This window comes from Pseudomonas sp. HMSC063H08 (genome assembly GCF_001813645.1).
GTDB lineage: Bacteria > Pseudomonadota > Gammaproteobacteria > Pseudomonadales > Pseudomonadaceae > Pseudomonas > Pseudomonas aeruginosa.
This window is the reverse complement of record NZ_KV813561.1, coordinates 162,233-184,507: the sequence shown is the minus strand read 5'-3', so window position 1 is coordinate 184,507 and position 22,275 is coordinate 162,233. Positions and strand designations below refer to the sequence as shown.

Sequence of the window (22,275 nt, the reverse complement as noted above, 5' to 3'; positions counted from 1 at the left end):
ATCAGCACCGGGTTGTTCTTCTTGCGCCGGGCGAGCACCTCGATGGTGGTCTCGACTTCCTTCGAGCGGCCGATCACCGGATCGAGCTTGCCTTCGCGGGCCAGCCGGGTCAGGTCGCGGCTGAACTTGTCCAGTTGCGGAGTGTTGCTCGGGCCGTCCACGCGGCCGTCCTCGGCGCCCTTGCCGACCACCTTGACCGCTTTCTGCCGTAGCGCCTGCTCGGTCAGGCCGTACTTCTTCAGGAGCGTCCCGGCGAAGCTGTCCGGCACCGCTGCCAGGCCGAGCAACAGGTGCTCGGGGCCGACATAGCTGTGGCCGAGTTCGCGGGACAGGGCGAAGGCATGCTGCAAGGCGCTCTTCACCCGTGGCGAGATGGTCATGTCCTCGCTCGCCTCGCCCTTGCTGGCGCCGCGCATGGCGTTGGCCTCGATGTACTGCTTGAGGTCGGCCGGCGACAGGCCGAACTGCTTGAGCACCGCCTGCACCACGTCGGCGTCGGCCAGGGCGTAGAGCAGGTGCTCGGTGTCCACTTCGCGCTTGCCGAATTCGGCGGCGACCTGCGCGGCGCGTTGCAGGTACTCGGTGGTCTGCTTGCTGAAGTACTCGGCGATGTCCACCGCCTCCGGCTCGCGGGCGCGCACCGGGGTGACCGGGCTCTGCTCGCCGAAGCCGGAGAAGATCTCGTCGAACGGGCTGCCGCCGCCGAACAGCGACTCTAGCGGCGAGCGCATGCGCTGCTGGCGCATCAACTGGCGGTAATGCAGTTCGCAGAGAGCGAGTTCGCGGCGCTGGCCGTTCTGTACCAGGCTGACGCGGGCGACGGCGGGACGTTCGTGGCAGATAGCGCAAAGTTCCTGGGCCATGGGAGGGCTCCTGTTTCCACGGAAGGTGGGCTTCGGCGACGGCAGCGGCGACCGGGGTCGCCGAGCGCTGCGTGGAGAACATCGCGACAAGGCGGTGAAGCACGCGCCGTCGAGCATGCAACGCGGGACATGTCCGTGCGATGACGAAGCGCCGGCGTCGCATCCGCAGCCACTGACGGGGTGACTCTTGAGTACTAGCACAGCAGCCGGCGAGCGCCAGCGCTTCGGCTTGACCCAGGACAATGAAAGGCGACCGCTCTGGCCCGCGACTTCCGCCGCAATGCCCGCTGTTCGCCCCGATCCGGTCGTCGGCCGTCCCATCGCGGCGAGAACTTCTCTATGCTTGGGCCCTGTCCGCCCGAGGGAGCCCGTCCATGAGCGAGCCGTTCCAGCTCACCCCCCGCATCGCCCGCCAACTACCCTGGCTGGTCGCCGTCGCCTTCTTCATGCAAGCCCTCGACGGCACCATCCTCAACACCGCACTACCGAGCATGGCCAGTTCGCTGAACGAAAACCCGCTGCGCATGCAGGCGGTGGTGATCGCCTACCTGCTCACGGTGGCCCTGCTGATACCGGCCTCGGGGTGGATCGCCGACCGTTTCGGCACACGCCGGGTATTCCTCGGCGCGGTACTGCTGTTCAGCCTCGGCTCGTTGCTTTGCGCGCTGTCGCCGAGCCTCGAACTGCTGGTCGGCGCGCGCATCGTACAGGGCGTCGGCGGCGCGCTGATGATGCCGGTGGGACGGCTGGTGATCCTGCGCGTCTACCCGCGCCAGGACCTGGTGCGGGTGCTCAGCTTCGTCACCATTCCCGGCCTGCTCGGCCCGCTGGCGGGACCGACGCTGGGCGGCTGGCTGGTGGAGTACGCCTCCTGGCACTGGATCTTCCTGATCAACCTACCGGTCGGCCTGCTCGGCTGCCTGGTGGCGATGAAGCTGATGCCGGACCTGCGCAGCCCGGTGCCGAGCCGTTTCGACAGCATCGGCTTCCTGCTCTTCGGCGGCTCCATGGTGCTGATCTCCATCGCCCTGGAAGGACTCGGCGAGCTGCACCTGTCGCACCTGCGCGTGGTCCTGCTGCTGATCGGCGGACTGGTCCTGCTCACCGCCTACTGGCTGCGCGCGCTACGCATCGACAAGCCGCTGTTCCCGCCGAGCCTGTTCAAGGCGCGGACCTTCGCCGTCGGCATCCTCGGCAACCTGTTCGCCCGCCTGGGCAGCGGCGCCCTGCCCTTCCTCACCCCGCTGCTGCTGCAGGTGGGACTGGGCTACCCGCCCTCCACCGCGGGCATGACCATGATCCCGCTGGCGCTGTTCGCGATGGTCGCCAAGCCGATGGCCAAGCCACTGCTGGACTTCTTCGGCTATCGCAAGCTGCTGGTCGGCAACACCCTGATCCTCGGCTGCCTGATCGCCGGCTTCGGCCTGGTCGACCAGGACACCCCCTACGTCTGGCTGCTGCTGCACCTGAGCCTGCTCGGCGCGGTGAACTCCCTGCAATTCACGGCGATGAACACCCTAACCCTGATCGACCTGCAGGACAGCAACGCCAGCAGCGGCAACAGCCTGATGTCGGTGGTCGTGCAATTGTCGATCAGCCTTGGCGTGGCTTGCGCGGCGGCGTTGCTGGGCGGTTTCCAGACCGACCTGGATACGGGGCAGGACACCGTACTCGGCGCCTTCCACGCCACCTATGTCAGCGTCGGCCTGATGTCGATGCTGGCCGCAGCGATCTTCTTCCAGCTCGGCAGCGAGGACGGCCGCACCAGCCCGCGCCGGATCGATCCGGAAAAGGACCCGGACCTCTAGCCGGGCTCGCGAGGACGAGGCGCGCCCGCGCAACCTGTGGATGACGGCGCTGATCGTGCTGCCCCGGCTGGCGCTGGCCGCCGGACTGCCGCGCGGGTTCTTCTACTGAGCGGCGAGCGCGCCGCAGGTGGGTTTGCGGGTGAAGGTTCGGGACACGTCGACCGCGCCGAGGTGTTCGAGCGTGCGGCGGCCGAGCAGCACCGGATAGTTCATGTTGCCGCGGTCGCGCAGGGAGAACTGCTCGCGCAGCAGCTTGGCGCCCAGGCAGATGTCCATCGCCACCACCGGACGGCTGTCGCTGCCACCGGCGCCGCGCACCTTGATCAGCCGCAGCACCTTGCGCTCGAAGGTCACGCTGACCGGCGCCTTGCTGTCGGCGGTGGGCAGCACGACATCGAAGCGCACCCAGCGCTCGCCGTCCTTCTTGTAGCGATGGATATTCCTCGCGTCCAGCGACGAGGTCAGCGCGCCGGTATCCAGCTTGGCCTTGGCCTGCATGCGCTCGGGCATCAGCCAGGACTGCTCGATCCAGCCCCAGTGCTCGGTGGCGGCATGGCAGGACGCGGAAGAGAACGACAGCGACAACAGCGCGGCGAAGGCCAGACGACGGGATTGCACAGGCTTCATCGAAACGACTCCGAACGGGACCGGGCCACTCTGGGCGGGAACTCGTCAAGACAGGGTGAACGGCAGGCGAAGACAGTGTGACGGTTTTCTCCGGGCAATAAAAAACCCGGATGCTTCCATCCGGGTTCTTCGGGCTGGGGCCCAGGGATCTTAGTTGATCACCTGAACGCGCTCGGCCTGCATGCCTTTCTGGCCTTGTACGACTTCGAAGCTGACCTTCTGGCCTTCGGCCAGGGTCTTGAAGCCGTTACCTTCGATGGCACGGAAGTGAACGAAAACGTCCGGGCCGCTTTCCGGGGTAATGAAGCCGTAGCCTTTGGTTTCGTTGAACCACTTAACGGTGCCGTTCTGACGGGACATTGCAAGTTCTCCTTGGAACTATGGGTATTGATTTAGCCACGAAATCGTAGCCGGTAACTGAGTTGCAAGGAGTTACAAGGAGTCGAGCAGGACGGGCTGGAATTTCCGACCGCATCAGGTCACGATCGACGGCGACCCATGCAAACACAGTGTCAGCACTCTACGACAAAAAACTGAGGAAAGCGAACCTGTATAAAAATACAGAAACGCGCTTTTTTCGTTTTTCGGACGAACGGTACTGGCCAAAGATACATTGCCTGTCGCTGCTGCTCCGGCGGCGATCGCACGCGGCAAGCCGCCGCAGGCTGCTAGACTAGCCGCTCGTATCGCCTGCCGAGCCCTGCCCCGTGACCTCCACCGCTTTCTCCTCGCTGCCGCTTTCCGCGGACCTCCTGGCCAATCTCGACTCCCTCGGTTACCGGGAGATGACGCCGATCCAGGCGCAGAGCCTGCCGCTGATCCTCCAGGGCCACGACCTGATCGCCCAGGCCAAGACCGGCAGCGGCAAGACCGCGGCTTTCGGCCTCGCCCTGCTCAGCCCGCTGAACCCGCGCTACTTCGGCTGCCAGGCGCTGGTGCTGTGCCCGACCCGCGAACTGGCCGACCAGGTCGCCAAGGAGATCCGCCGGCTGGCCCGCGCCGCCGACAACATCAAGGTCCTGACCCTCTGCGGCGGCGTCCCCTACGGTCCGCAGGTGGCTTCGCTGGAGCACGGCGCGCACGTGGTGGTCGGCACCCCGGGGCGCATCCAGGAGCACCTGCGCAAGGGCACCCTGGTCCTCGACGGGCTCAATACCCTGGTCCTCGACGAAGCCGACCGGATGCTCGACATGGGCTTCTACGACAGCATCGCCGAGATCATCGGCCAGCTCCCCGAGCGCCGGCAGACCCTGCTGTTCTCCGCCACCTACCCGGACGGCATCGAGAAGCTGGCGAAGACCTTCATGCGCGATCCGCGACAGGTGAAGGTCGAGTCGCTGCACGCCGACAGCCAGATCGAGCAGCGCTTCTTCGAGATCGACCCGAAGCAGCGCATGGACGCCGTGGTACGCCTGCTCCAGCATTTCCGGCCGCAGTCCTGCGTGGCCTTCTGCCAGACCCGCCAGCAGTGCCAGGAGCTGGCCGACGCACTGAAGGCGCAGCGGATTTCCGCCCTGGCCCTGCACGGCGACCTGGAGCAGCGCGAGCGCGACCAGGTCCTGACGGTGTTCGCCAACCGCAGTTGCAACGTACTGGTGGCCACCGACGTGGCCGCCCGCGGGCTGGACATCGCCGCCCTGGAAACGGTGATCAACGTCGAGCTGGCACGCGACCCGGAGGTCCACATCCATCGCATCGGACGCAGCGGTCGCGCCGGCGAGAAAGGCCTGGCCCTGTCGCTGGTGGCGCCGGCCGAGGCCAGCCGCGCGCAGGCCATCGAGGACCTGCAGAAGCAGCCGCTGGCCTGGTACGCCCTCGGCCAGTTGAAGGCCAGCCCGGAGCCATTGCTGCCGCCGATGAGCACCCTGTGCATCGCCGGCGGACGCAAGGACAAGGTGCGCCCCGGCGACCTGCTCGGTGCCCTCACCGGCGACGCCGGGCTGCCCGGCAGCGCGGTGGGCAAGATCGCCATCTTCGACTTCCAGGCCTTCGTCGCCATCGAGCGCGGCCTCGCCCACCAGGCCCTCAAGCGCCTGAGCGAAGGCAAGATCAAGGGGCGCTCGTTCAAGGTCCGCCTGCTGTAGCGCGCCGCCGCTTCGCTCGCCGGGCCCGCTCCGGCGCGCGATATCGCCGCCGGGTAACTTCCGGCGCGGCGACGACGTCTTAGCGTTCGCAGGCACGAAGCCTGCATCCGCCAGATGCCCGGCTCGACCGAGTTGCCCACGGCAGCGTTTCCTGCGACTGCGGCGGGCAGTGGACTTCCAGTCGCGCGAAATCGGCCGATTGAATTAGCCGGACAGGCCACATAGGCTGAACCACGGACCATCGGATAGCACTCCGCCCCCATGCCGCCCTCTTCGCTGACACACACGCTCCGCCGCCTCTGGGCCCTCGACAAGTTCGCCTACAGCCTGCGGGTGTTCATCGCCCTGGCCGGCGCCCTGCTGCTGTGCTGGTGGCAGGACCGCATCGAGCTGCTGATCCCGCTGTTCCTCGGGATCATCGCCAGCGCCCTGGCGGAGACCGACGACAACTGGCTCGGCCGCCTGCAAGCGCTGCTGGTGACCCTGCTGTGCTTCAGCGTCGCCGCCTTCGCCGTCGAGTTGCTGTTCCCCTATCCCTGGCTGTTCGTTTCCGGGATGGCGCTGTCGGCGTTCGGCATGATCCTCCTCGGCGCCCTCGGCGAGCGCTATGCGGCGATCGCCTCGGCGACCCTGATCCTCTCGATCTACACCATGATCGGCGTGGACCAGCGCGGTGGTGAGGTCGCCGATGTCTGGCACGAACCGCTGCTGCTGGTGGCCGGGGCGGCCTGGTACGGGCTGCTCTCAGTGCTGTGGAACGCGCTGTTCTCCAACCAGCCGGTGCAGCAGAGTCTTTCCCGCCTGTATTTCGAGCTGGGCGAATACCTGAGGATCAAGTCGAGCCTGTTCGAACCGTTGCGCCAGCTCGACGTGGAGGGCCAGCGCCTCGCCCTGGCACGGCAGAACGGCAAGGTGGTGGTGGCGCTGAACCAGGCCAAGGAGACCATTCTCAACCGCCTCGGCCATGGCCGGCCGGGCCCCAAGGTGAGCCGCTACCTGAAGCTCTATTTCATCGCCCAGGACGTCCATGAGCGCGCCAGTTCCTCGCACTACCCGTACAACCGGCTGGCCGAGGCGTTCTTCCACAGCGACGTGCTGTTCCGCTGCCAGCGCCTGCTCAACCAGCAGGGCAAGGCCTGCCAGGCCCTGGCGCGGGCTATCCGCCTGCGCCAGCCGTTCGACTACGCCGACCGCGAGCTGGCCCTGGAAGACCTCCAGGCCTCGCTCGAACACCTGCGCCAGCAGAGCAACCCGGCCTGGAAGGGCCTGCTTCGCTCGCTCGGCGCCCTGGCCGCCAACCTCACCACGCTGGACCGCAAGCTGGCCGGGGCGAGCAACCCGGACGCCATCGCCGACGAACAGGACAGCGCCCTGCTCGACCGCTCGCCGCGCAGCCTGAAGGACGCCTTCGAGCGCCTGCGCCAGCAGCTCACCCCGACCTCGCTGCTGTTCCGCCACGGCCTGCGCATGGCCCTGGCGTTGACCGCCGGCTACGGCGTGCTGCACTGGATCCATCCGACCCAGGGCTACTGGATACTGCTCACCACGGTGTTCGTCTGCCAGCCCAACTATGGCGCGACCCGCCTGCGCCTGGTGCAGCGGATCCTCGGTACGGTGGTCGGCCTGGTGGTCGGCTGGGCGCTGATCGACCTGTTCCCCAGCCCGCTGGTGCAGTCGCTGTTCGCGGTCGCCGCCGGGGTCGCCTTCTTCGCCACCCGCAGCAGTCGCTATACCCTGGCGACGGCGGCGATCACCCTGCTGGTGCTGTTCTGCTTCAACCAGGTCGGCGATGGCTACGGGCTGATCCTGCCCCGCCTGTTCGATACCTTGCTGGGCAGCCTGATCGCCGGCCTCGCGGTGTTCCTGGTGCTGCCCGACTGGCAGGGCCGCCGGCTCAACCGCATGCTCGCCAACACCCTCGCCTGCAACAGCCGTTACCTGCGGCAGATCATGCAGCAGTACGCCACCGGCAAGCGCGACGACCTCGACTACCGCACCGCCCGGCGCAACGCGCACAACGCCGACGCAGCGCTGTCGACCACCCTGTCGAACATGCTCCTGGAGCCCGGCCACTTCAGGAAGGACGCCGAGATCGGCTTCCGCTTCCTGGTCCTCTCGCACACCCTGCTCAGCTATCTATCCGGCCTCGGCGCGCACCGCGAAAGCCTGCCCGAGGACGCCAGCGACGGCCTCCTGGAGCGCGCCGCCGAGCGGCTCTCCGCCAGCCTCGAGGAAATCGCCGCGAGCCTGGAACAGAAACGCCCGGTCGCCATCTACAGCGAAGAGGAGGAAGCGCTGGCCAAGGAACTGGAGCAGATGCCCGAGGACATGGACGACAGCCATCGCCTGGTACAGACCCAACTGGCGCACATCTGCCGCCAGCTCGCCCCGCTGCGCACCCTGGCCGCGCACTTGCTGAAGAAGGAACTGGCCGGCGCGCAGCCGCTGCCAGGCCAGCCCTAGCGCGCGCCGTAGCGCTCCAGCAGGCGCTGGTAGCTGCCGTCGTCGCGCATTCCGCGGATGGCCAGGTCGAAGCCGTCGACGATCTCGTCATGCCGGGGATTCCTCAGGCTCACCAGCAGGTGCAGGCCGTTCTCGCCAAGCGGGATGGGCAGTACCTCCAGCTTGTCGCGCAAATCGGCCAGTTCGCCCTTGAAGGCGACCCCCAGCGCCAGCTCGTCCTCCACCGCCAGGTCGACCCGCCCCGCCTCGAGCATCCGCGCGGCGTTGGCGAAGCTGGTCACGTTGACCTTCTGCAGACGGCTGTCACGGTCGAATTCGGGCGCGTAGGCATAGTCGCGCACGACCGCGATGCGGTAGGGACGCAGGTCGCTCAGGCGGGAAAACTCGATACCCCGCCCCTTGCGTTGCAGCAGGCGGATGCGGTTGCTCAGGTAGGCGCGGGAAAACTGCCCGTAGAGGCTGCGGGCGGGCTCGTACCAGGCGCTCAGGGCGATGTCGTAGTCGCCGCTGCGCACGCCGTACAGGGCACGCGACCAGGGTACCTGCTGGAAACTCGAGTCGAAGCCGGCGCGCTTGAGCGCGGTGGTCACCAGTTCCACCGCCAGGCCGTTGCCAGGCAGGCGCGAATCGACGAAAGGCGGCCAGGAGTCGCCGACCAGGCGCAGGTTGGCGGCAGGCAGCGCGCAAGGGAGGAGCAATGTCAGCAGCAGGAGTGCGCATCGCAGCATGAAGGAGCGTCCCAGGAGTGGATCGCCACAGCATAGCCATCCCGACCCCGGGCACGCATGTCCCCGTGTCGCGGCTCGATGATATTTCCATCACAAACCGCGCGCGTTCACCTCTCCTCGTCCTCTCCGGCGGCCTTTTCGTTCCGCGGCGCGGCACCTGCGTACTTGCCGCCGAAGAGTTCGATCGGCATCGGGAAGACGATGGTCGAACTCTTGTCGCCGGCGATCGCGCCGAGGGTCTGCATGTAGCGCAACTGCATGGCGCCACTCTGCCGACCGAGCATCTGCGCCGCCTGCATGAGTTTCTCCGAGGCTTGCAGCTCGCCCTCGGCATGGATCACCTTGGCCCTGCGCTCACGCTCCGCCTCGGCCTGCCGGGCGATGGCGCGGACCATCGATTCGTTGAGATCGACGTGCTTGATTTCCACATTCGCCACCTTGATGCCCCAGGCGTCGGTCTGCGCATCGAGCACTTGCTGGATATCCAGGTTCAGGCGCTCGCGCTCGGCGAGCATTTCGTCCAGTTCGTGCTTGCCCAGCACCGCGCGCAGGGTGGTCTGCGCCAACTGGCTGGTGGCGGCCAGGTAGTTCTCCACCTGGATGATCGCCTTCTGCGGATCGAGCACGCGGAAGTACACCACCGCGTTGACCTTCACCGAAACGTTGTCGCGGGAAATCACATCCTGCGGCGGCACGTCGAGAACGATGGTGCGCAGGTCGATGCGCACCATCTGCTGGATCGCCGGGATCACCAGCACCAGCCCCGGCCCCTTGACCTTCCAGAACCGCCCGAGCTGGAACACCACGCCACGCTCGTACTCGCGGAGGATGCGCAGCGCGCTGAACAGCAGCAGCGCGAGGAACACCAGCAACATCGCCAAACCATAGGAAATACCCATCATCCACCTCCTTCATCGGCCAGCGCGACTTCCAGGAGCAGGCCCTTGCGCGCCAGCACCCAGACCGGCTGGCCCACCGCCAGCGGCCGCGCGGCGAGCACCCGCCAGCGCTCGCCCTGGAGCAGCACCCAGCCTGCGCAGGGTTGTTCGGAATCCACCGCCGCCACCGTCGCCAGGCTGCCGACCAATCCGGCGGTGCCACTTACCACCGCTTGCCGGCGAGTACGCAGGGCCATGCCCAGAAGACCGACGATCAGCGCGGCGCTGAGCAACGCCAGGGCCACCACCAGGCCGGGAGGAATGCCGTAGCCGGGCACCTCGGTATCGATCAGGATCAGCGCGCCGACCACGAACGAGACGATTCCGCCGATGCCGAGCACGCCGAAGCTGGCGACGAACGCCTCGCCCACCATGAACGCCAGGCCCAGCGCGATCAGCGCCAGCCCGGCGTAGTTGACCGGCAGCATCTGCAGGGCGTACAGGCCGAGCAGCAGGCAGATGCCGCCGAGCACGCCGGGCAGCGCCATGCCGGGATTGGCCAGTTCGAAGATCAGCCCGTAGATGCCGATCATCATCAGGATCAGCGCCACGCTGGGATCGGTGAGCACCGCCAGCAACCGCGCGCGCCAGTCCGGTGCCTGGCGCTCGACCGTGGCGCCGGCGGTAGCCAGGGTCAGCGCGCGCTCGCCGACGCGCAGGCTGCGGCCGTCGAGCTGGCGCAGCAGGTCGGGCAGGTCGCGGGCCTGCAGGTCGATCACCTTCTGCGCCGCGGCCTCGTGCGCCGCCAGGCTGACCGCCTCGCGCACCGCGCGCTCGGCCCACTCGGCGTTGCGCCCGCGCAATTGCGCGAGGCCACGGATATAGGCGGCGGCGTCGTTGACCTGCTTGCGCGCCATGGGTTCGGCGTCCCGCGCCGGGGGCTTCTCTGCGGGCTTGTCCGGCGTCCCCAGGCGCACCGGGGTGGCAGCGCCGAGGTTGGTGCCCGGCGCCATCGCCGCGATATGGCAGGCATACAGGATGTAGGTGCCGGCGCTCGCCGCCCGCGCCCCGCTGGGCGCGACGAAACCGGCGACCGGCACCTGGCTGGCGAGGATCGCCTTGACGATGCGCCGCATCGATGCGTCCAGGCCGCCGGGCGTGTCCAGTTCCAGCACCACCAGTTGCGCGCCGTCCTCGGCGGCACGCTCGATGCCGCGCACCAGGTAATCGGCGCTGGCCGGGCCGATCGCACCATCCACCGAGAGCACCCGAACCGGGCCGGAGGCCGCGAGACAGGCCGGGCCGGCGAAGCACAACAACAGCGCCAGCGCGAGCCGGCACGGCATCCGCATATCGACCTCCCCGACCGCCCGGCCGGGCCACCCCGGGACGAAGGCGCTCGTCCCGCACACCGGGCCGGCAAGCGACCGGCCCCGCCGCGCACTTCTCAGTCTAGTCCAGTGGCTCTCGCCTTCCCCGCGCGTGTCCGGATCGGCAAATCCCTCAACATGCCAACTTTTTAGCGACGAAATGATGGCACTCGCCACAGGAATTCATTAATCTTCGCGGCCGCAGCGGGCAGGCCGCCTGGCGCCCGACCCCATCCGGCTTCCGGCGGCCTCCCGCGGCCCTTGTCCTTTCTTCTCCAGACGAAGCCGGTATGCGCAAGACATAACTTGTCACAATCGCCTGCCCATCATGTGCCGGTCATCCCCAGCGCGGACCCGCACCATGACCTCCGATGTCCTTCCCGCCGACGCCGTCGCCAGTGCCGCCGGCAACGCGCACAAGCCCCATCTCGAGCAGCGTCCCGGCCGCCTCACCGCCCTCGTATTCTTCGCCGTGCTCGCCACCGGACTGCTGTTCAGCGCCTACAGCCTGATGCAGGACGTCGATGACGTCGGTTCCACGATCACCACCTGGACGCCCTTCCTGCTGCTCGGCGTGGCCCTGCTGATCGCCCTCGGCTTCGAGTTCGTCAACGGCTTCCACGACACCGCCAACGCGGTGGCCACGGTGATCTACACCCACTCGCTGCCGCCGCACTTCGCGGTGGTCTGGTCGGGTTGCTTCAACTTTCTCGGCGTATTGCTCTCCAGCGGCGCGGTGGCCTTCGGCATCATCGCCCTGCTGCCGGTGGAACTGATCCTGCAGGTCGGTTCCTCGGCCGGCTTCGCCATGGTCTTCGCCCTGCTGATCGCCGCCATCCTGTGGAACCTCGGGACCTGGTGGCTGGGCCTGCCGGCGTCGTCCTCGCACACCCTGATCGGCTCGATCATCGGCGTCGGCGTGGCCAACGCGCTGATGCATGGGCGCGATGGCACCAGCGGGGTGGACTGGGGCCAGGCGACCAAGGTCGGCTACTCCCTGCTGCTCTCGCCGCTGATCGGCTTCGCCTGCGCCGCCCTGTTGCTCCTGGCGCTGCGCCTGCTGGTGAAGAACCGCGCGCTGTACAAGGCGCCGAAGGGCAAGGCGCCGCCGCCCTGGTGGATCCGCGGCCTGCTGATCCTGACCTGTACCGGGGTGTCCTTCGCCCACGGCTCCAACGACGGACAAAAAGGCATGGGCCTGATCATGCTGATCCTGGTCGGCACCCTGCCGATGGCCTACGCCCTGAACCGCACCATGCCGGCGGACCAGGCGGTGCAGTTCGCCGCCGTCGCCGAGGTCACCCAGCAAGCGCTGGTGAAGAGCGCGCCGCAACCGGCGCCGGCCGATCCGCGCCAGGTACTCTCCGACTACGTGCGCAGCAAGCAGGCATCGCCTGAGCTGATCCCGGCGCTGACCGCCCTGACCGGCTCGATCGGCCAGGAAGTGAAAGGCTATGGCGCGTTCTCGCGGGTACCGGCGGAAGCCATGGGCAACGTGCGCAACGACATGTACCTGACCTCCGAGGCGATCCGCCTGATGGACAAGGACGGCGTCGGCCGCTTCGACGCCGACACCCGCGGCAAATTGCAGGCGTTCAAGCAGAAGATCGACGACGCCACCAAGTTCATCCCGCTATGGGTGAAGATCGCCGTGGCCATCGCCCTCGGCCTGGGCACCATGGTCGGCTGGAAACGCATCGTGGTGACGGTCGGCGAGAAGATCGGCAAGACCCACCTGACCTACGCCCAGGGCGCCTCGGCGGAAACCGTGGCAATGCTGACCATTGGCGCGGCGGACCTGTATGGCTTGCCGGTATCCACCACCCATGTGCTGTCTTCCGGGGTGGCCGGGACCATGGCGGCGAATGGTTCGGGGCTACAGTGGAAAACCATCCGCAACCTGCTGATGGCCTGGGTGCTGACGCTGCCGGCGGCGATCCTGCTCTCGGCCTCGCTCTACTGGCTGCTCAACCGGCTGTTCTGAAACACGGCGGCCGGCACAGGTGCCGGCCGCTCGTCGCGCCGCTCAGGGCAGGACTTCGTCTTCCTTGAACTGGTCCTTGATGTAGGTGATCTCGGTCTTGCCGTGGGGCGCCGGCAGGCCGTCCGGGCCGAGGTTGACGAAGACCATCTTGTCGATGGTGAGGATGCTCTTGCGGGTGATCTTGTTGCGCACGTGGCAGGTCATGGTCAGCGAGGTACGACCGAAGTCGGTGGCGGTGATGCCCAGCTCGATGATGTCGCCCTGGCGCGCCGAGCTGACGAAGTTGATCTCGGAAATGTACTTGGTGACCACGCGCTGGTTGCCCAGCTGGATGATCGCGTAGATCGCCGCTTCTTCGTCGATCCAGCGCAGCAGGCTGCCGCCGAACAGGGTGCCGTTGGGGTTGAGATCTTCTGGCTTGACCCACTTGCGGGTGTGGAAATTCATGTGAACTCCTGGTGTGGTGCCCCACGGCCGCCATCCTGGCCGTCGTGGAGGATGCCCGGCGGTATCGCCGCCGCGGCTCCGCGGGACCCGGCGGATCGGCCCGGTCCCGGGGCGGCGCGTCCTGCCTGCGCCGCCCGATGTTCCTGCGCGTTCAGCCCAGCCCGTTGGCCTCGCGGTACTGCCTGGCCTCTTCCACCAGCCAGTCGCGGAAGGCATTGAGCATCGCCGATTCGACCCTGCGCTCGGGAATGATCAGGTAATACGCATTCTCGCTCAAATAGGCATGTTGCATGGGCACGATAAGCCTTCCGTCGGCCAGCTCGTCCTGGATCAGGAAGGGCGGTATGAGGGCCACGCCCATGCCGTGCATGGCCGCCTGGGCAAGCATGGAGAACAGCTCGTAGCGCGGCCCGCTCATGTCGTGGGCGACGTTCAGTCCCTGGGAGTGAAACCACTGGCGCCAAGCGTAGGGCCGGGTGCTCTGCTGCATCAGCGGCAGCCCGGCGACCTGCTCGGCGCTCAGCGTTCGACGCCCGCCCAGCAGCTCCGGGCTGCACACCGGCACCGGATTCTCGCGCATCAGGAAATGCGAGACGGTACCCGACCAGTCGGCGTCGCCGAAGTACAGCGCGGCGTCGAACTCGGTGTCGGCGAAGAGGAACGGGCGGGTGCGGTTGGTCAGGTTGACCGTGACCTCCGGGTGCAGCCGCTGGAAACGCTTGAGCCGCGGCAACAGCCATTGGGTGCCGAAGGTCGGCACCACCGCCAGTTCGATCGCGCCGCCGCCCTGGTGCCCCATCACCGCCAGGGTGTCGCGCTCCACCGCGTCGAGGCGTACCGCCACCCGCCGGCTATAGGACAGCCCGGCCTCGGTGAGCTTGACCCCGCGCCGCGAGCGACGGAACAGCTCGACACCGAGGAACTCCTCGAGCGTGGCGATCTGCCGGCAGATCGCGCTCTGGGTCAGGGACAACTCCTCCGCCGCCTTGGTGAAGCTCTCGTGGCGCGCGGCGGATTCGAAGCTGACCAGCGCGGCGGTGGAAGGGATCTTGCGTCGCATGGAGGACTCCGGAGTGCCGGTTTCGCATCTATGACGCCCAGGTCACGATTCCTCGCGCCTCTTCAAGGGCATGAAATACGACACTCATTTTCTCGGAGTGAGAAAATAGCACAAGTGCGTGCGAATTCCTCGTTTGCCGCCCCATTCGCTAGGCTCTTAGGATGCTTCCATTCCGGCTGGCCCACGCCAGCCTCCGCTACCGCTTGACGAGGATGTACGCATGGCCACCAAAGCTAGCTTCAACTGGGAAGATCCCCTGCTGCTGGACCAGCAGCTCACCGAAGAAGAGCGCATGGTTCGCGACAGCGCCCAGCAGTTCGCCCAAGACAAGCTGGCCCCGCGCGTGCTCGAAGCCTTCCGCCACGAACAGACCGACCCGAAGATCTTCCGCGAGATGGGCGAGACCGGCCTGCTCGGCGCGACCATTCCCGAAGCCTACGGCGGCAGCGGCCTCAACTACGTCTGCTATGGCCTGATCGCTCGCGAAGTCGAGCGCGTCGACTCCGGCTATCGCTCGATGATGAGCGTGCAGTCCTCGCTGGTAATGGTGCCGATCCATGAATTCGGCAACGAAGCCACCCGGCAGAAGTACCTGCCCAAGCTGGCCAGCGGCGAATACATCGGCTGCTTCGGCCTGACCGAGCCGAACCACGGTTCCGACCCGGGCTCGATGGTCACCCGGGCGAAGAAAGTCGACGGCGGCTATCGCCTGAGCGGCAGCAAGATGTGGATCACCAACAGCCCGATCGCCGACGTCTTCGTGGTCTGGGCCAAGGACGACGAAGGGCAGATCCGCGGCTTCGTCCTCGAGAAGGGCTGGGAAGGCCTGAGCGCCCCGGCGATCCATGGCAAGGTCGGCCTGCGTGCCTCGATCACCGGCGAGATCGTGATGGACAACGTGTTCGTTCCGGAAGAGAACGCCTTCCCCGAAGTGCGCGGCCTGCGCGGTCCGTTCACCTGCCTGAACTCGGCGCGCTACGGCATCTCCTGGGGCGCCCTAGGCGCCGCCGAGTTCTGCTGGCACACCGCCCGCCAGTACGTGCTCGACCGCCAGCAGTTCGGCCGCCCGCTGGCCGCCAACCAACTGATCCAGAAGAAGCTGGCCGACATGCAGACCGAGATCACCCTGGCCCTGCAAGGCTGCCTGCGCCTGGGGCGGATGAAGGACGAAGGCACCGCGGCGGTGGAAATCACCTCGATCATGAAGCGCAACAGCTGCGGCAAGGCCCTCGACATCGCCCGCCTGGCCCGCGACATGCTGGGCGGCAACGGCATCTCCGACGAGTTCGGCATCGCCCGCCACCTGGTCAACCTGGAAGTGGTGAACACCTACGAGGGCACCCACGATGTCCACGCGCTGATCCTCGGCCGCGCGCAGACCGGCATCCAGGCATTCTTCTGAGCCACCGAGCAACACCCCGGCGCGCTTTTTCACGGTAGCGCGCCGGCCGCCGGGGAGACGGGCAAGGAACCCGTCTTCCCGGCCATTTCCGTTTCCAGCCCCCAGCAGCGAGAACCGTCATGCCCGGCGCCCTTTCCCATATCCGCGTACTCGACCTGTCCCGCGTCCTGGCCGGCCCTTGGGCCGGGCAGATTCTCGCCGACCTCGGCGCCGAGGTGATCAAGATCGAGCGCCCCGGCAGCGGCGACGACACCCGCGCCTGGGGCCCGCCGTTCCTCAAGGATGCCGAAGGCAACGACACCAGCGAGGCGGCCTACTACCTGTCGGCCAACCGCAACAAGAAGTCGGTGACGGTGGACTTCACCCAGCCGGAAGGCCAGCGCATCGTTCGCGAATTGGCGGCCAAGGCCGACATCCTGCTGGAGAACTTCAAGGTCGGCGGGCTCAAGGCCTATGGCCTCGACTATGAATCGCTGAAGCAGGTCAACCCGAAGCTGATCTACTGTTCGATCACCGGCTTCGGCCAGTCCGGCCCCTATGCCAAGCGCGCCGGCTATGACTTCATGATCCAGGGCCTGGGCGGCCTGATGAGCCTCACCGGGCGCGCCGACAACGAGGAAGGCGCCGGTCCGGTGAAGGTCGGCGTGGCGCTGACCGATATCCTCACCGGGCTGTACTCCTCCACCGCGGTGCTCGCCGCCCTCGCCCACCGCGACGTCAGCGGCATCGGCCAGCACATCGACATGGCCCTGCTCGACGTGCAGGTCGCCTGCCTGGCCAACCAGACCCTCAACTACCTGACCACCGGCGTGCCGCCGCGGCGCCTGGGCAACGCACACCCGAACATCGTGCCGTACCAGGACTTCCCCACCGCCGACGGCGACATGATCCTCACGGTCGGCAACGACAGCCAGTTCCGCAAGTTCGCCGAGCTGGCAGACCACCCGGAATGGGCCGACGACCCGCGCTTCGCCACCAACAAGGCGCGGGTGGCCAACCGCGAGGTGCTGATCCCGCTGATCCGCCAGGCCACGGTGCTGCACACCACCGCCGAGTGGATTCTTTCCCTGGAGCGCGCCGGCGTGCCCTGCGGGCCGATCAACGACCTGGCGCAGGTGTTCGCCGACCCGCAGGTGCAGGCCCGCGGCCTGCGCGTGGAGCTACCGCACCCGCTGGCCGGGACGGTGCCGCAGGTGGCCAGCCCGATTCGCCTGTCCGAGACGCCGGTGGAATACCGCAACCCGCCGCCCACCCTCGGCCAGCACACCGACGAGGTCCTCGAGACGCTCCTCGGCCTGGACGCGGCCGCGCTGGAAAGGCTGCGCGACGGCAAGGTGATCTGAGCCCCGCGCGCCGCCCCAGCGACGCATCGGCGGACAACGCCCCACCGTACCCCGCGCAGCACCACGTAGGGCGCATAACCGCAACGCGGTTATCCGCCGCCCAGCCGCGCATCGGCGGATAACGCCCCTGGCGTTATTCGCCCTCCCGTACCCTGCGCAGAACCGCCACGTAGGGCGGATAACCGCAACGCGGTTATCCGCCGGCCCAGCCGTGCATCGGCGGATAACGCCCCTGGCGTTATTCGCCCTACCGTACCCGTGTAGAAGGCGGTCGATGCCGGCGCCTCGATGGAAGCGCCACTCAGGCCGCCAGGCGGCCGCCGGCGATCGCCTCAGAGGCCTTGAGCATGGCCCGCAACAGCACCGCGCAGCCGGCGGCCAGGTCGTCGGGGCTGGCGTTCTCGATCTCGTTGTGGCTGATGCCGTTCTCGCAGGGCACGAAGATCATCCCCGCCGGACCGAGTTCGGCGAGGAAGATCGCGTCGTGGCCGGCGCCGCTGACGATGTCCATCTGCGGCATGCCCAGCGCCTGTGCCGCCTCGCGCACCGCGCCGACGCATCCCTGGTCGAAGTACAGCGGCGGGAAATCGGCGGTCGGCACCAGCTCGTATTGCAAGCCATGCTTCTCGCAGGTAGCGGCGATCACCTGGCGGACCTCGGCGATCATCGAGTCCAGGCGCTCCGGTTGCAGATGGCGGAAGTCCAGGGTCATCTTCACTTCGCCGGGTATCACGTTGCGCGAGCCGGGATAGGCGTGCAGGCAGCCGACCGTGCCGCAAGCATGCGGCTGGTGGCCGAGGGCCGCGCGATTGACCGCCTCGACCACCGCCGCGGCACCGACCAGGGCGTCCTTGCGCAGGTGCATCGGCGTTGGCCCGGCGTGTGCCTCGACGCCGCGCAGGGACAGATCGAACCATTTCTGCCCGAGCGCGCCGAGCACCACGCCGATGGTCTTCTCCTCGTCCTCGAGGATCGGCCCCTGTTCGATGTGCGCCTCGAAATAGGCGCCCACCGGATGTCCGAGGCAATCGCGCGCTCCCGCGTAGCCGATGGCGTCCAGCGCCTCGCCTACGCTGACACCGTCGGCATCGCGCTTGGCCAGGGTCTCCTCCAGGGTGAACTTCCCGGCGAATACGCCCGAGCCCATCATGCAGGGCGCGAAGCGCGAGCCTTCCTCGTTGGTCCACACCACCACCTCCAGCGGCGCCTCGGTTTCCACCCCGAGGTCGTTGAGGGTGCGGATCACCTCGAGGCCGGCCATCACCCCGAAGCAGCCGTCGAACTTGCCACCGGTGGGCTGGGTGTCGATGTGGCTACCGGTCATCACCGGGGGCAAGTCCGGGTTACGCCCGGGACGACGGGCGAAGATGTTGCCGACCCGATCGACGCTGACCGTGCAGCCGGCCGCTTCGCACCATTGCACGAAGAGATCGCGGGCCTGGCGGTCGAGATCGCTCAGGGCCAGGCGGCAGACCCCACCCTTGGCGGTGGCGCCGAGGCGGGCGAGATCCATCAGCGATTGCCAGAGGCGCTGGCCATCGATGTGTCGCTGGGTGGATTGCAGGACGTTCCGGGCAGTGCTCATTGTCGTCTCCTCAGGCTTGGAGTAGGTGTCGGCGGCTCGCCGGCCGCCTGTATGCCCATCAGGGCAGCGGTTTGGCCAATGCCGCCGGGCTCCGCGCGCGGCGGCCGCAGAGGCCGTAGTAGAGCGCGCCGCCGAGCAGCGAGCCGGTGAACCAGCCGTAGTCGTAGAACCAGTGGAATTGGCGGTTGCCGAGGGCCATGACGGTCAGCGCCACCGGCACCGCGAAGGCGGCGAAGCCGGGCCAGTTCCAGGCCGGGTAGACGTCGTCGCGGTAGAGTCCGGCGAGGTCGAGGCGTTGCCTGCGCACCAGGAAGTAGTCCACCACCATGATCCCCGCGATCGGCCCGAGCAGGCTGGAGTAGCCGAGCAGCCAGTTGGAGTAGACGCTTTCCAGGCTGAGGTCGGAAACGATCCAGCCGAGCTTCTTCAGCAACTCGTGGGCCATCAGCGCCAGGCCGATGAAGCCGGTGAGCCAGACGGCGCGGGTGCGGCCGATGAGTTTCGGTGCGATGTTCTGGAAGTCGTTGGTCGGCGAGACGATGTTCGCCGCGGTGTTGGTCGAGAGGGTGGCGACGATGATCAGCGCCATCGCCACCGCCACCCAGCCGGGGCTGGGGATGTGGCCGATCAGGCTGACCGGGTCGGAAACCGTCTCGCCCACCAGCGAGGCCGAGGCGGCGGTCATCACCACGCCGAGGGCGGCGAACAGGAACATGGTCAGCGGCAGGCCGAAGATCTGCCCGAGTATCTGGTCCTTCTGGCTACGCGCATAGCGGCTGAAGTCGGGGATGTTCAGCGACAGCGTGGCCCAGAAGCCGACCATCGCCGTCAGCCCGGCCATGAAGTAGCCGGTGACGCTGGCGCCTTCCGGCCGCTTCGGCGGCTGCGCCAGCAGTTCACTGACCGATATGTGCGGCAGCGCCCACACCAGCAGGCCGAGGCCGACCAGCACCAGCAGCGGTGCCGAGAGTGTCTCCAGCCATTTGATCGACTCCGCACCGCGCAGCACCACCCACAGGTTCAGCCCCCAGAACAGGAGGAAACCGATCACCTCGCCGGTGCCGCCGAGGGCCTTCCAGGCGGGAAAGATCGAACCGAGGAAGAGATGGATCGCCAGCCCGCCGAACAGCGTCTGGATGCCGAACCAGCCGCACGCGACCACGGCGCGGATCAGGCATGGCACGTTGGAGCCGATGATGCCGAACGAAGCGCGCAGCAGCACCGGGAAGGGAATGCCGTAGCGGGTGCCGGCGAAGGCATTGAGGGTCAGCGGGATCAGCACCACCAGGTTGGCCAGCAGGATCGCCAGCAGCGCTTCGCCGACGCTGAGGCCGAAGTAGGCGGTGAGGACGCCGCCGAGGGTGTAGGTGGGCACGCAGATGGACATGCCGATCCACAGCGCGGTGATGTGCCACCTGTTCCAGGTACGCTGTTCCACCCGGGTCGGGGCGATGTCGTGGTTGTAGCGGGGACTGTCGAGTACGTCGCTGCCGGCGGACAGCTCGACCAAGCCGTCGCGCTCGGTCACTTCCGATCTGCTCTGTTGCATGGGCCTCTCCAGAATTCTTTTAGTTATTCGCTCATCGGGCTAATGCGATGGCCGGAGTACCGCACCACCAGTACTGCACCTCCGGTCCGGACAATGCCGTGGCGGGCGGCACTCAATAAGCGTGCCGAAAACCCCGCGACGTCACTGGGCAGGCCGGTCTACTGGAGGTAACCGACTGATCTGAAACACTTCATCGACAACGTCGGTGACACGCCGACGGGCAGTCCGGCGTGTCACCGGGGGAAATGCGCGAGCCTGTCGCCCCGGTCAGGAACCAAAGGAGTGCAGGCCAACTTTTTTCATCTCCCCACAACCGTTCGAACACGGCTTTCAAGCGGCTGATTTTGCATGGGAAATCTCGACCTTTTTGAATTCTTGTCAAGCGCGTCAAAATGGTGAGAACCCTCACCATTTTGGTGATATTTATTTTTAATTATTTAAAATCAATAAGTTATAAACTCAAACAACCATTTGAAAATAATCTTGCTCAATCGATGATCAGCATCTAGATTCGAATCCTGTCAGCGCTGACAGGATTACAGAAGCCCTCGGCGCATGGCGAAAAAACAATTTCAAGAACCGGCAACGACCGGTCAGCCTGCGAGGAAAGACGGCATGTCCCTGTTGATCCGTGGCGCCACCGTGGTTACTCACGAAGAGAGTTATCGAGCCGACGTGCTCTGTGCCAACGGCCTCATCCAGGCCATCGGCGAGAACCTCGAAACCCCCTCCGGCTGCGACGTCCTCGACGGCGGTGGCCAGTACCTGATGCCGGGCGGCATCGACCCCCATACCCACATGCAGTTGCCCTTCATGGGCACGGTGGCCAGCGAGGACTTCTTCAGCGGCACCGCGGCCGGGCTGGCCGGAGGGACCACCTCGATCATCGACTTCGTCATCCCCAACCCGCGACAGTCGCTGCTGGAGGCCTTCCACACCTGGCGCGGCTGGGCGCAGAAATCCGCTGCGGACTACGGCTTCCACGTCGCCATCACCTGGTGGAGCGACGAGGTCGCCCGGGAAATGGGCGAGCTGGTGGCACAGCACGGGGTGAACAGCTTCAAGCACTTCATGGCCTACAAGAACGCCATCATGGCCGCCGACGATACCCTGGTGGCCAGCTTCGAGCGCTGCCTGGAGCTGGGCGCGGTGCCGACGGTGCACGCGGAGAACGGCGAACTGGTCTTCCACCTGCAGCAGAAACTCCTCGCCCAGGGCCTCACCGGCCCCGAGGCGCATCCGCTGTCGCGTCCGCCGCAAGTCGAGGGCGAGGCCGCCAGCCGCGCCATCCGCATCGCCGAGACGCTGGGTACGCCGCTGTACCTGGTGCATATTTCCAGCCGCGAGGCGCTGGACGAGATCGCCTATGCCCGCGCCAAGGGCCAGCCGGTCTACGGCGAGGTGCTGGCCGGGCACCTGCTGCTCGACGACAGCGTCTACCGCCACCCGGACTGGGCCACCGCGGCCGGCTACGTGATGAGCCCGCCGTTCCGTCCCGTCGAACACCAGGAAGCGCTGTGGCGCGGCCTGCAGTCCGGCAACCTGCATACCACCGCCACCGACCACTGCTGCTTCTGCGCCGAGCAGAAGGCCATGGGCCGCGACGACTTCAGCAAGATTCCCAATGGCACGGCCGGCATCGAGGACCGCATGGCGTTACTGTGGGACGCCGGGGTCAACAGCGGGCGCCTGTCGATGCACGAGTTCGTCGCGCTGACCTCCACCAACACCGCGAAGATCTTCAACCTGTTCCCGCGCAAGGGCGCGATCCGCGTCGGCGCGGATGCCGACCTGGTGCTCTGGGACCCGCAGGGCAGCCGCACCCTCTCGGCCGCCACCCATCACCAGCGGGTCGATTTCAACATCTTCGAAGGTCGCACCGTGCGCGGCATACCCAGCCACACCATCAGCCAGGGCAAGCTGCTCTGGGCCGCCGGCGACCTGCGCGCCGAACCCGGCGCCGGACGCTACGTGGAGCGCCCGGCCTACCCGTCGGTGTACGAAGTGCTCGGCCGCCGCGCCGAACGCCAGCGCCCGGTCGCCGTCGAGCGCTGATCCTTCCCGCAATACCGGACCGGCCCGTA

17 protein-coding genes are annotated in these 22,275 nt (G+C 67.1%); 7 read left to right on the top strand and 10 right to left on the bottom strand.

Annotated elements, in window-relative coordinates:
• A partial coding sequence (locus HMPREF2924_RS25920; protein WP_141765578.1) for a Clp protease N-terminal domain-containing protein occupies positions 1-863 on the bottom strand: 863 nt, incomplete at its 3' end.
• A 374-nt stretch (positions 864-1,237) separates the two neighbouring features.
• Here HMPREF2924_RS25920 and mdtD point away from each other — a divergent pair.
• Complete coding sequence (mdtD, locus tag HMPREF2924_RS25915; RefSeq protein WP_003123891.1) at positions 1,238-2,671, top strand: multidrug transporter subunit MdtD; 1,434 nt, start codon at positions 1,238-1,240, stop codon at positions 2,669-2,671.
• Between the two features lie 102 nt (positions 2,672-2,773).
• Here mdtD and HMPREF2924_RS25910 read toward each other — a convergent pair whose 3' ends face one another.
• A complete protein-coding gene (locus tag HMPREF2924_RS25910; RefSeq protein WP_003084714.1) occupies positions 2,774-3,298 on the bottom strand; it encodes a retropepsin-like aspartic peptidase RloA3 in 525 nt (174 codons plus the stop codon).
• 150 nt (positions 3,299-3,448) lie between these two features.
• Positions 3,449-3,658, bottom strand: coding sequence for a cold-shock protein (locus tag HMPREF2924_RS25905; protein ID WP_003084710.1), 210 nt, complete (start codon positions 3,656-3,658; stop codon positions 3,449-3,451).
• Between the two features lie 347 nt (positions 3,659-4,005).
• Between HMPREF2924_RS25905 and dbpA the strand changes: the two genes are divergently transcribed.
• Both dbpA and yccS read left to right on the top strand, forming a co-directional pair.
• Positions 4,006-5,382 (top strand): ATP-dependent RNA helicase DbpA, encoded by a 1,377-nt coding sequence (gene dbpA, locus HMPREF2924_RS25900; protein ID WP_003084703.1) that lies wholly within the window; start codon positions 4,006-4,008, stop codon positions 5,380-5,382.
• A 261-nt stretch (positions 5,383-5,643) separates the two neighbouring features.
• Positions 5,644-7,845, top strand: a complete 2,202-nt coding sequence (yccS, locus tag HMPREF2924_RS25895; protein WP_003084700.1) for a YccS family putative transporter — start codon at positions 5,644-5,646, stop codon at positions 7,843-7,845.
• Here yccS and HMPREF2924_RS25890 read toward each other — a convergent pair.
• From HMPREF2924_RS25890 to HMPREF2924_RS25880, 3 genes are all read right to left on the bottom strand, one after another.
• On the bottom strand, positions 7,842-8,573 hold the full coding sequence (locus tag HMPREF2924_RS25890; protein ID WP_003099929.1) for a substrate-binding periplasmic protein: 732 nt from the start codon (positions 8,571-8,573) through the stop codon (positions 7,842-7,844). The two genes, yccS and HMPREF2924_RS25890, sit on opposite strands and share 4 nt — an antisense overlap.
• A 107-nt stretch (positions 8,574-8,680) precedes the next feature.
• On the bottom strand, positions 8,681-9,475 hold the full coding sequence (locus HMPREF2924_RS25885) for a slipin family protein (protein WP_003084693.1): 795 nt from the start codon (positions 9,473-9,475) through the stop codon (positions 8,681-8,683).
• Positions 9,472-10,803, bottom strand: a complete 1,332-nt coding sequence (locus HMPREF2924_RS25880; protein ID WP_003129031.1) for an NfeD family protein — start codon at positions 10,801-10,803, stop codon at positions 9,472-9,474. Before HMPREF2924_RS25880 ends, HMPREF2924_RS25885 begins: the two co-directional genes overlap by 4 nt.
• A gap of 379 nt (positions 10,804-11,182) precedes the next feature.
• Here HMPREF2924_RS25880 and HMPREF2924_RS25875 point away from each other — a divergent pair, with 379 nt between their 5' ends.
• Complete coding sequence (locus tag HMPREF2924_RS25875) at positions 11,183-12,805, top strand: inorganic phosphate transporter (RefSeq protein WP_023094493.1); 1,623 nt, start codon at positions 11,183-11,185, stop codon at positions 12,803-12,805.
• A 42-nt stretch (positions 12,806-12,847) separates the two neighbouring features.
• Here HMPREF2924_RS25875 and HMPREF2924_RS25870 read toward each other — a convergent pair whose 3' ends face one another.
• Together HMPREF2924_RS25870 and HMPREF2924_RS25865 are read right to left on the bottom strand one after the other, a co-directional pair.
• Positions 12,848-13,252 (bottom strand): acyl-CoA thioesterase, encoded by a 405-nt coding sequence (locus tag HMPREF2924_RS25870; RefSeq protein ID WP_003084686.1) that lies wholly within the window; start codon positions 13,250-13,252, stop codon positions 12,848-12,850.
• 151 nt (positions 13,253-13,403) lie between these two features.
• Positions 13,404-14,312, bottom strand: a complete 909-nt coding sequence (locus HMPREF2924_RS25865) for a LysR family transcriptional regulator (RefSeq protein ID WP_003109731.1) — start codon at positions 14,310-14,312, stop codon at positions 13,404-13,406.
• A 220-nt stretch (positions 14,313-14,532) separates the two neighbouring features.
• On the opposite strand from HMPREF2924_RS25865, the gene HMPREF2924_RS25860 reads away from it, so the two are divergent.
• Both HMPREF2924_RS25860 and HMPREF2924_RS25855 read left to right on the top strand, forming a co-directional pair.
• Positions 14,533-15,714 carry an acyl-CoA dehydrogenase gene (locus tag HMPREF2924_RS25860; protein ID WP_003084682.1) on the top strand — a complete coding sequence of 394 codons (1,182 nt, stop codon included), beginning with the start codon at positions 14,533-14,535 and terminating at the stop codon, positions 15,712-15,714.
• Between the two features lie 119 nt (positions 15,715-15,833).
• Positions 15,834-17,057, top strand: a complete 1,224-nt coding sequence (locus tag HMPREF2924_RS25855) for a CaiB/BaiF CoA transferase family protein (RefSeq protein WP_003084679.1) — start codon at positions 15,834-15,836, stop codon at positions 17,055-17,057.
• 301 nt (positions 17,058-17,358) lie between these two features.
• Here HMPREF2924_RS25855 and HMPREF2924_RS25850 read toward each other — a convergent pair whose 3' ends face one another.
• On the bottom strand, positions 17,359-18,642 hold the full coding sequence (locus HMPREF2924_RS25850; RefSeq protein WP_003084676.1) for a Zn-dependent hydrolase: 1,284 nt from the start codon (positions 18,640-18,642) through the stop codon (positions 17,359-17,361).
• A 58-nt stretch (positions 18,643-18,700) separates the two neighbouring features.
• A complete protein-coding gene (locus HMPREF2924_RS25845) occupies positions 18,701-20,191 on the bottom strand; it encodes an NCS1 family nucleobase:cation symporter-1 (protein WP_003084674.1) in 1,491 nt (496 codons plus the stop codon).
• A 615-nt stretch (positions 20,192-20,806) separates the two neighbouring features.
• Here HMPREF2924_RS25845 and hydA point away from each other — a divergent pair.
• Positions 20,807-22,246 carry a dihydropyrimidinase gene (gene hydA / locus HMPREF2924_RS25835; RefSeq protein WP_003099919.1) on the top strand — a complete coding sequence of 480 codons (1,440 nt, stop codon included), beginning with the start codon at positions 20,807-20,809 and terminating at the stop codon, positions 22,244-22,246.
• The last annotated feature ends 29 nt before the right edge of the window (positions 22,247-22,275 follow it).